Annotated in this window: 7 protein-coding genes; 5 read left to right on the top strand and 2 right to left on the bottom strand. The window is 71.6% G+C overall.

Annotation, left to right across the window (positions count from 1 at the left end; translation table 11 throughout):
* Positions 1-214: 214 nt before the first annotated feature.
* The 3 genes from ACZ4W9_RS40000 to ACZ4W9_RS39990 all read left to right on the top strand — a co-directional run bounded on the left by ACZ4W9_RS40000 (position 215) and on the right by ACZ4W9_RS39990 (position 4,665).
* On the top strand, positions 215-916 hold the full coding sequence (locus ACZ4W9_RS40000; protein ID WP_467944166.1) for an HAD family hydrolase: 702 nt from the start codon (positions 215-217) through the stop codon (positions 914-916).
* A 462-nt stretch (positions 917-1,378) separates the two neighbouring features.
* The gene (locus tag ACZ4W9_RS39995) at positions 1,379-2,983 is read left to right on the top strand and encodes an ABC transporter substrate-binding protein (RefSeq protein ID WP_467944165.1); all 1,605 of its coding nucleotides are present in this window, start codon (positions 1,379-1,381) and stop codon (positions 2,981-2,983) included.
* Between the two features lie 98 nt (positions 2,984-3,081).
* On the top strand, positions 3,082-4,665 hold the full coding sequence (locus ACZ4W9_RS39990; RefSeq protein WP_467944164.1) for an ABC transporter substrate-binding protein: 1,584 nt from the start codon (positions 3,082-3,084) through the stop codon (positions 4,663-4,665).
* A 74-nt stretch (positions 4,666-4,739) separates the two neighbouring features.
* Here ACZ4W9_RS39990 and ACZ4W9_RS39985 read toward each other — a convergent pair whose 3' ends face one another.
* Both ACZ4W9_RS39985 and ACZ4W9_RS39980 read right to left on the bottom strand, forming a co-directional pair.
* Positions 4,740-5,411 carry a response regulator gene (locus tag ACZ4W9_RS39985; RefSeq protein ID WP_467944163.1) on the bottom strand — a complete coding sequence of 224 codons (672 nt, stop codon included), beginning with the start codon at positions 5,409-5,411 and terminating at the stop codon, positions 4,740-4,742.
* Positions 5,412-5,464: 53 nt separating this feature from the next.
* Positions 5,465-6,397 carry a RecB family exonuclease gene (locus ACZ4W9_RS39980; protein ID WP_467944162.1) on the bottom strand — a complete coding sequence of 311 codons (933 nt, stop codon included), beginning with the start codon at positions 6,395-6,397 and terminating at the stop codon, positions 5,465-5,467.
* Between the two features lie 175 nt (positions 6,398-6,572).
* Between ACZ4W9_RS39980 and ACZ4W9_RS39975 the strand changes: the two genes are divergently transcribed.
* Positions 6,573-8,396: a site-2 protease family protein gene (locus tag ACZ4W9_RS39975; protein WP_467944161.1), complete on the top strand. Its 1,824-nt coding sequence runs from the start codon at positions 6,573-6,575 to the stop codon at positions 8,394-8,396.
* A gap of 76 nt (positions 8,397-8,472) precedes the next feature.
* Positions 8,473-9,375, top strand: coding sequence for a tRNA (adenine-N1)-methyltransferase (locus ACZ4W9_RS39970; protein ID WP_069781830.1), 903 nt, complete (start codon positions 8,473-8,475; stop codon positions 9,373-9,375).
* Positions 9,376-9,443: the final 68 nt, after the last annotated feature.

Here is a 9,443-nt window from a genome sequence, read left to right as displayed (position 1 = left end):
ATCGGCGTCCACCTGTCCGAGGAGTTCCAGCTCCACCCCGAGCAGTCCACCGACGCCATCGTGATCCACCACCCCGAGGCGAAGTACTTCAACGCACGGTGACGCATGTCTCACTCGGCACGCTGATCGGATAAGTCGTACACTGGTCGGTCCACCGCAGGCCGGTTCCCCACCGGGGAGCCGGCCTGGTCGTCCCTCAAGGAGGTGCGCCCGGATGACCAGTACGGTCCCCGCGCCAGGAACCCGTACGGCCGAAGGCTCCGCCCTGCAAGCGGTCCTGCTGGACATGGACGGCACCCTGGTGGACACCGAAGGCTTCTGGTGGGACGTCGAGGTGGAGGTCTTTGCCTCCCTCGGGCACACCCTGGACGAGACCTGGCGCCATGTCGTGGTCGGCGGCCCCATGACCCGCAGCGCCGGCTTCCTCATCGAGGCCACCGGCGCCGACATCGGCCTCGCCGAACTCACCGTCCTGCTCAACGAGGGCTTCGAGAGCCGGATCGACCGGGCGCTCCCGCTGATGCCGGGTGCCGCCCGGCTGCTCGCCGAACTGCACCGGCACGAGATCCCCACCGCCCTGGTCTCCGCCTCCCACCGGCGCATCATCGACCGCGTGCTGGCCGTGCTGGGCTCCCACCACTTCGCCCTGTCCATCGCCGGCGACGAGGTCTCCCGCACCAAGCCCTTCCCCGACCCGTATCTGCTCGCCGCCGCCGGACTCGGCGCGGAACCCGCCCGCTGCGCCGTGGTCGAGGACACCGCGACCGGGGTCGCCGCGGCCGAGGCCGCGGGGTGCCGGGTCGTCGCCGTCCCCTCCGTCGCTCCCATCGGCCCGGCCCCGGGACGCACCGTCGTCTCCTCGCTGGAAGAGGTCGACCTGGCCTTTCTGCGCGACATGATGGTGCCGACGCACTGACCGTCCACCCGGGTGCTCCCCGTCGGCGGAACCCCCGGGGAGCGCGCGGAGCGCCGACCGCGCCGGACGCGTTTCCGGGAGCGCCCCCGGGGGAAGATTCCGCCCGGTGCCGCCCGGCCGGATTCCATCGCCCGCCCACACCACCGCAAGTGTGACGTTCGCCACCCCAAGGGGTCTGGACAACGTTGGCCACGCGTGCTGACCGGCCCTGATCGGGCGGTGCCGGCGGGACCTTGTGTCCCGATTGATGGGAAGCTGCACTAATCCTGCCGCTGTCGGGTTTTCGGTGCGTCCGCGACCGGTTCCCCTGCGTGATGGGGGGTCAGCTCACACGACTGTGAACCCCCCTGCGGGTGCGGACTAATCTCATCGCGAGAACATCGCCGAGAACCCCCGTGATCCCGCGCACCGCCCCCGCATGCCGGATACACGGACCCGAATCAGCTCTGGAGAAACTCCCGCATGAACCGCAAGACTTTGGTGCTGCCGGCGGTGGCCGGCCTGCTCACCCCGGTTCTCGCCGCGTGCGGCGGATCCGACAGCGGGAGCAAGAGCGGTGACGCCATCGTCGTCGGTACCACGGACCAGTTCACGGCCACCGAGGCGGCCCCCGCGCCCCTCGACCCGGCCTACGCCTACGACGTCGGCACCTGGAACATCCTGCGCCAGTCCATCCAGACCCTGATGGCGCAGCCCAAGGGCGAGGGCGAGCCCGTCCCGGACGCCGCCGAGAGCTGCTCCTTCACCGACAGCGGCAGCGAGCGCTACGCCTGCAAGCTGCGCGAGGGCCTGAAGTTCGCGAGCGGCGACCCGGTGACCGCCGAGGACGTGAAGTACTCCATCGAGCGTGTGCTGCGCATCGACTCCGACAGCGGTGTGTCCGCCCTGCTGAACACCATCGACACCATCGAGACGCAGGGCGACCGCGACGTCGTCTTCCACCTGAAGACCGCCGACGCCACCTTCCCCTACAAGCTGTCCACCCCGGTCGCGGGCATCGTCGACCCGAAGGACTACCCGAAGGACAAGCTCCGCGAGGGCTTCGCGATCGACGGTTCCGGCCCGTACACCTTCAAGGCCGACGTCAGCGACGACGCCATCACGACCGCCACCTTCACCAAGAACCAGTCCTACAAGGGCAGTGTGACGGTGAACAACGACAAGGTCGAGCTGCGCCCCTTCGCCGACGCCGACGCCATGGGCAGCGCGATCGACGCGGGTGACATCGACGTCATGTCCCGCACCATGTCGCCCGCGCAGATCCAGAAGCTGGACACCGGCGACGACGGCAAGGTCGACCTGGTCGACATGCCGGGCCTGGAAATCCGCTACCTCGCCTTCAACACCGACGCCCCCAGCGTCAAGTCCAGGGCCGTGCGCCAGGCCATGGCCCAGCTCGTCAACCGCGGCGAACTGGTCTCCAAGGTCTACGGCACCCAGGCCGAGCCGCTGTACTCGATGGTCCCGGCCACCGTCACCGGCCACTCCAACTCGTTCTTCAACAAGTACGGCAACCCGAGCGTCGCCAAGGCGAAGAACGTGCTGGAGAAGGCCGGCATCACCACCCCGGTGAAGCTGACCCTGCACTACACCACCGACCACTACGGTTCGGCCACCAAGCAGGAGTTCGAGATCCTGCAGAAGCAGCTCAACGACAGCGGCCTGTTCGACGCCACCATCGAGGGCCACCCCTGGAAGACCTTCCGGCCCGCCGAGCAGAAGGGCGAGTACGACGTCTACGGCATGGGCTGGTTCCCCGACTTCCCCGACGCCGACAACTTCCTCGCGCCGTTCCTGGACAAGGACAACTTCCTCGGCTCGCCGTACAACAACACCACCATCCAGCGCTCGCTGATCCCGCAGTCCCGCCGCGAGGCCGACCGGCTCGGCGCCTCCAAGAGCCTGACCGAGATCCAGGACAAGGTCGCCGAGGACGTCCCGGTCCTGCCGCTGTGGCAGGGCAAGCAGTACGTCGCCGCGCGCGACGACATCACGGGCGCCGCCTACGCCCTCAACTCCTCCTCGACGCTTCAGCTGTGGGAGCTCGGCCGCGGCGTGAGCGGCTGACGGCTCTCGACACCCGGGGCCGCGGAACACGCGGCCCCGGGGCCCGGGACCAGGGACGGACGGACCCGGGCTGACGAACCGACGACAAGGCACTTCGAGTGAACCTGCGCAACCAGTGGCCGGTCCTGCCCCTCGTGGCGGGGCTGGCCTCCGGCCTGTTGACCGGCTGCGGAACCGAGACCGGTGACTCCGGGGGCACCGGCGCCTCCGTGGTGGTCGGGATGTCCGACGACGTCCTCGCCACGGATCCGGCGGCCGGCTACGACCCCGGCTCCTGGCTGTTGTTCGACAACGTCTTCCAGTCGCTGCTCGGCTTCCCCAAGGGCGCGACCGAACCCGAGCCCGAACTGGCGAAGCGGTGCGGCTTCACCGACACCCGGGCCACGGTCTACGCGTGCGAACTGAAGGACGGCCTCAAGTTCAGCAACGGTGACGACCTCACCTCCGAGGACGTCAAGTTCTCCTTCGACCGCATGCTGAAGATCGACGACCCGGCCGGTCCCGCCCTGATGTTCCCGATGCTCGACAAGGTCGAGACACCGGACGCCCGGACGGCCGTCTTCCACCTGAAGGTGCCCGACGCCACCTTCCCCAGCAAGATCGCCTCCGGCGCGGGCTCCATCGTGGACCACCGCCAGTACGACGCGAACGCCCTGCGCACCGACCACCAGGCGGTCGGCTCCGGCCCCTACAAGCTGGACTCCTTCGACGAGGACCGGGCCGTCTTCTCCGTGAACGGCAACTACAAGGGCACCGCCAAGGTCAACAACGCCGGCGTCACCCTGAAGTTCTTCCACGGCGACCGCACCGCCCTGAAGGAGTCCCTCCTCGACGGCGGCGTCGACATCGCCTACCGAGGCCTGACCGCCACCGACATCGCCCGGCTCGACCAGCAGGACGACAGCAAGGGCGTCGAGGTCATCGAGGGCACCAGCGCCGAGGTGCAGCACCTGGTCTTCAACATGAAGGACCCGGTGGCCGGCAAGCTCGGCGTCCGCAAGGCCATGGCCTACCTCCTCGACCGCGACGCCCTCATCAAGGACGTCTACCAGGGCACCGCCACCCCGCTCTACTCGATCGTCCCGGCCGGGGTCGCGGGCCACAACACCGCCTTCTTCGACACCTACGGCGCCCGTCCCTCCCAGGCCAGGGCCGCCGCCGCCCTGCGGGCCGACGACATCACCGGCAAGGTGAAACTCACCCTGTGGTCCACGCCCTCCCGCTACGGCCCCGCCACCGACGAGGAGCTGAAGGCCATCGCCGGACAGCTCAACGCCAGCGGCCTGTTCGACGCCGACGTCAAGTCCGTCGCCTTCGACCAGTACGAGAAGGACATCGCCGCCGGCAAGTACGGCGTGTACGTGAAGGGCTGGGTGCCGGACTATCCGGACGCCGACAACTTCACCGCCCCCTTCTTCGGCAAGGGCAACGTGCTGGACAACCACTACGACAACCGCGCCATCACCGGCAGTCTGCTGCCCGGCACCGCCGCGCAGAGCGACCGCTCGGCCACCGACAAGGACTTCGGCAGGCTCCAGGACATCGTCGCCGACGAGCTGCCCGTCCTGCCGGTCTGGCAGGCCAAGCAGTACGCGGTCGTCCACGACGGCGTCTACGGCCTGGAGTACTGCCTGGACGCCTCCACGGTGTTCCGCTTCTGGGAACTCAGCAAGAGCAGCTGACACCGGGCACGGCGAGGGCGCCCCACTCCACGGGAGAGGGGCGCCCTTCCGGTCGTCCGCCGGCCTCCGGCCGTCTACTGGGCGCCGGGGCGCACCAGCCCGCTCTCGTACGCGTACACCGCCGCCTGCACCCGGTCCCGAAGCCCCAGCTTGGTCAGCACATGGCCCACATGCGTCTTCACCGTCGTCTCGCTGACGAACAGATCCGCCGCGATCTCCGCGTTGGACAGCCCGCGCGCCACCAGCTTCAGCACCTCCACCTCGCGGTCCGTGAGGGTGTGCAGGGTGTCCGGCACCGGCTCCTCGCCGGACGGCAGGTGCGTCGCGTACTTGTCCAGCAGCCGCCGGGTGACGCTCGGCGCGAGCATCGCCTCGCCGTTCGCCACCACCCGGATCGCCTGCACCAGTTCGTTGGCGGGCGCGTCCTTCAGCAGGAAGCCGCTCGCCCCGGCGCGCAGCGCCTCCACCACGTACTCGTCCAGGTCGAAGGTGGTCAGCACCAGCACCTTGGCCGGACCGTCCCGGCCGGGCCCGGTGATCTGCCGGGTGGCCTCCACCCCGTCCATCCGGGGCATCCGGATGTCCATGAGCACCACATCCGGTTGCAGCGCTCGCACCTGGTCCAGGGCCTGGAGGCCGTCACCGGCCTCGCCGACGACCGCGAGGTCCTGCTCGGCCTCCAGGATCATCCGGAAACCCGTACGCAGCAGGGGCTGGTCGTCGACCAGTAGGACACGGATGGCCACGTGACACTCCTTCGCTAGTCCGGGCCCATTCTGCCCTGCCCCCGCTCCCCGCCTCACCCGGCCCGGGACCCGGCCGCCCGGACCGGCAGCGGATAGGGCGGGGGAGCGCCGCCGAACTCCGGGCAGTGCGCCCGGTGGTCGCACCAGCCGCACAGCTTGGTCGGCCGGGGCCGCCAGTCCCCGCTCTCCGTCGCCTGCCTGATGGCCTCCCACAGCGCGTGCAGCCTGCGCTCCACCCGCTCCAGATCGGCCGGCACCGGGTCGTACGTCAGCACGTCCCCGCTGCCGAGATACACCAGCTGGAGCCGGCGCGGTACGACACCCTTCAGCCGCCAGACGACCAGGGCGTAGAACTTCATCTGGAAGAGCGCGCCCTCGGCGTACTCCGGGCGCGGGGCCTTGCCCGTCTTGTAGTCGACGATCCGCACCTCGCCGGTCGGCGCCACGTCCACCCGGTCGATGATCCCGCGCAGCCGCAGCCCCGAGTCCAGCTCGGTCTCCACGAACAGCTCCCGTTCGGCCGGCTCCAGCCGCGTGGGGTCCTCCAGCGTGAACCAGCGCTCCACCAGCCGCTCCGCCTCGGCGAGCCAGCCGGCCAGCCGCTCGCCGTCCGGATCGTCGGCGAACAGCTCGGTCAGCTCCGGACGGCTCTCCCGCAGCCGGTCCCACTGCCCCGGGATCAGCGCCTTCGCCCGGGGCGCGGTCCGCTCCCCGGCGGGCGCGTCGAACAGCCGCTCCAGCACGGCGTGCACCAGCGTGCCCCGGGTCGCCGCCTCGCTCGGCTTCTCCGGCAGCCGGTCGATCACCCGGAACCGGTACAGCAGCGGACACTGCATGAAGTCGCCGGCCCGGGAGGGCGACAGCGAGGCCGGCGCGACGGCGCTCCGCTCCCCGGCGGCCCCGCCCGGGCCACCGCTCGCCGCGGGGCCGGTCCCGGCCCCGTCTCCCGCGTCCGGGGTCACTGCCTCGTCGATGCTGCTGTCCATGCCCCAGACCATACGGGGCACCACCGACAGCGACCCGGTCGCGGCCCGTGTCACCGGGCGTCGCCGAGGCGAACACAAGGGGTGCCGGGGCGGAACGCGCCACGACGGGCGCATACCATCGAGCAGAGACCTTCCGTCCGGCAGGTGCGGAAGACGCTTCGAACGAGGGGACACCGTGGACGTGAGCGGCGGGAGCGGGCAGCCGCGGTCCGGCAACGACAGGTCGGCGGCCGGGGCCTCCGCGGATCCTACGACCCCGGCGGCCGGACCCACCGATCACCCGGGTGACACGTTCGAGGACGACCAGCCCGGGAGCGGGACCGGGACGGGCAGGGAAACGGCGGAGCACGGGGCGGAGCACACGGCCGGGGAGAAGGCCGGGGACGCCGCCCCGCCGACAGCCCACCCGACACCGCCGGCCGCCCCGGCACCGCAGGTCCCCCCGGCACCGCCAGTCGGCCCCGCGCCGCCGGCCGCCCCGGCACCGGCCGCCGACGCGGACAGCACCCCCGGCGGGGACGGTCGATCCCCCGCGGACGCGGAGGCCGTGCACAGCCGGTCCGCCGGCCCCGGCGCCCCCGGTGGCGACACCACCGGCAGCCGGACCGCCGGACACGGCGCACCCCCCGACGCGCCTGCCCCGACCGGCACTCCCGGCCCGACGGAGCCGTACCAGAACCCCGCCGGGCCCCAGCAGAACCCCACCGGGCAGCACCCGGCCCCCGGCCGGCCGGACCACCGCGCCACCGGTACCGGTACCGGCACCCACGCCACCCCCGACCAGCACCGCCCCTTCGCCCACCCCGGCATCGCCAAGGGCCGGCCGCCCGGGCCGCGGCCGAAGGAGCCCGGCGGGGGCATCCTCATGGGCCGCCCCTTCGGCGTGCCCGTCTACGTCGCGCCGAGCTGGTTCCTCGTCGCCGCCCTGATCACCTGGGTCTTCGGCGGACAGCTCGACCGCGTCCTGCCCGAGCTGGGCGCCGCCCGCTACCTGGTCTCCCTCTTCTTCGCCGTCGCCTTCTACGCCTCCGTCCTGGTCCACGAGCTGGCCCACACGATCGCCGCGATCCGCTTCAAGCTCCCGGTCCGCCGCATCCAGCTGCAGTTCTTCGGCGGCGTCTCGGAGATCGAGAAGGAGGCCGAGACCCCGGGCCGCGAGTTCGTCCTCGCCTTCGTCGGCCCGCTGCTGTCCCTGGTGCTGGCCGGCGTCTTCTACCTCGCCATGAAACCGGTCGAGCCCGGCACCGTGCCGGGCGTCCTGCTCGCCGGACTGATGATCTCCAACCTCATCGTGGCGATCTTCAACTTCCTTCCGGGCCTGCCCCTGGACGGCGGCCGCATGCTCCGTGCCGTCGTCTGGAAGATCACCGGCAAGCCGATGAGCGGCACCGTCGCCGCCGCCTGGGTGGGCCGCGCCCTCGCCGTCTCCGTCCTGATCGGCCTGCCGCTGCTGAACTCCTCCGGCACCCTCGGCGGCGGCGGGGAGGACGTCGGCGGCATGGACACCGTCACCGACGCCCTGCTCGCCGCCATCCTCGCCGCGATCATCTGGACCGGCGCCGGCAACAGCCTGCGCATGGCCCGGCTGCGCGAACACCTCCCCGAACTGCGCGCCCGCACCCTCACCCGGCGTGCCGTACCGGTGGAGAACGACACCCCGCTCTCCGAGGCGCTGCGCCGGGCCAACGCCGCCGGGGCCCGCGCCCTGGTCGTGGTCGACGTCGACGGCACCCCGCTCTCCCTCGTCCGCGAGGCCGCCATCGTCGGCGTACCCGAGCACCGCCGCCCCTGGGTGGCCGTCAGCGGCCTCGCCCAGGAGCTGACCGACGGCATGCGGGTCTCCGCCGAGCTGGCCGGCGAGGAACTGCTGGACGTCCTGCGCGCCACCCCGGCCACCGAGTACCTCGTGGTCGAGGAGACCGGCGAGATCTACGGCGTCCTGTCGGCGGCCGACGTGGAGCGGGCCTTCGTCAGGGCGATGGCCAGGCCGGCGCCGTAACCCCGAAGGGCGCCGGTCCCGCCCCGCCGCCCGTCCATCGGTCAAGCCCTCCGCGGGGACCCGGTAGGCTGGTCACATGTCCGAACCGACCGGTGCCGCCCGCAGGCGCGGGCCCTTCAAGGTCGGGGACCAGGTACAGCTGACCGACCCCAAGGGTCGCCACTACACGTTCACGCTCGAAGCCGGAAAGAACTTCCACACCCACAAGGGTTCCTTCCCGCACGACGAACTGATCGGCGCTCCCGAGGGCAGCGTTGTCCGGACCACCGGCAACGTCGCCTACCTCGCGCTGCGCCCCCTGCTCCCCGACTACGTCCTCTCCATGCCCCGCGGGGCAGCCGTCGTCTACCCGAAGGACGCGGGGCAGATCCTCGCCTTCGCCGACATCTTCCCCGGCGCCCGCGTCGTGGAGGCCGGCGTCGGCTCCGGTTCGCTCAGCAGCTTCCTGCTGCGGGCCATCGGCGACCAGGGCATGCTGCACTCCTACGAGCGCCGCGAGGACTTCGCGGAGATCGCCAAGCAGAACGTGGAGCGCTACTTCGGCGGCCCGCACCCCGCCTGGCAGCTCACCGTCGGCGACCTCCAGGACAACCTGTCCGACACCGACGTCGACCGCGTCATCCTCGACATGCTCGCCCCCTGGGAGTGCCTGGAGGCCGTCTCCAAGGCGCTCGTCCCCGGCGGCATCCTGTGCTGCTACGTGGCCACCACCACCCAGCTCGCCCGGACCGTGGAGTCCATCCGGGAGATCGGCTGCTTCAACGAGCCGACCGCCTGGGAGACCATGATCCGCAACTGGCACATCGAGGGCCTGGCCGTCCGCCCGGACCACCGGATGATCGGCCACACCGGCTTCCTGCTCACCGCCCGCCGCCTCGCGGACGGCGTCGAGCCGCCCATGCGCCGCCGCCGCCCCGCCAAGGGCGCCTACGGCGAGGACTACGCCGGCCCCAACGCCGACGGCGGCACCGGCCGCTGACCGGCCCCGCCCCCTGCAACGCGAGGGCGCCGTGCCCGGGTTCCCCGTCGACGACGGGGAACCCGGGC

The sequence above is a fragment of the Streptomyces sp. NPDC029296 genome (genome assembly GCF_055569255.1).
This window is presented reverse-complemented; position numbering and strand designations above follow the sequence as displayed.

Excerpts from the sequence above, each read along its gene's own strand:
- ACZ4W9_RS40000 (WP_467944166.1), top strand. The coding sequence starts at position 215 with ATGACCAGTACGGTCCCCGCGCCAGGAACCCGTACGGCCGAAGGCTCC.
- ACZ4W9_RS39995 (WP_467944165.1), top strand. The coding sequence starts at position 1,379 with ATGAACCGCAAGACTTTGGTGCTGCCGGCGGTGGCCGGCCTGCTCACC.
- ACZ4W9_RS39980 (WP_467944162.1), bottom strand. The coding sequence starts at position 6,397 with ATGGACAGCAGCATCGACGAGGCAGTGACCCCGGACGCGGGAGACGGG.
- ACZ4W9_RS39970 (WP_069781830.1), top strand. The coding sequence starts at position 8,473 with ATGTCCGAACCGACCGGTGCCGCCCGCAGGCGCGGGCCCTTCAAGGTC.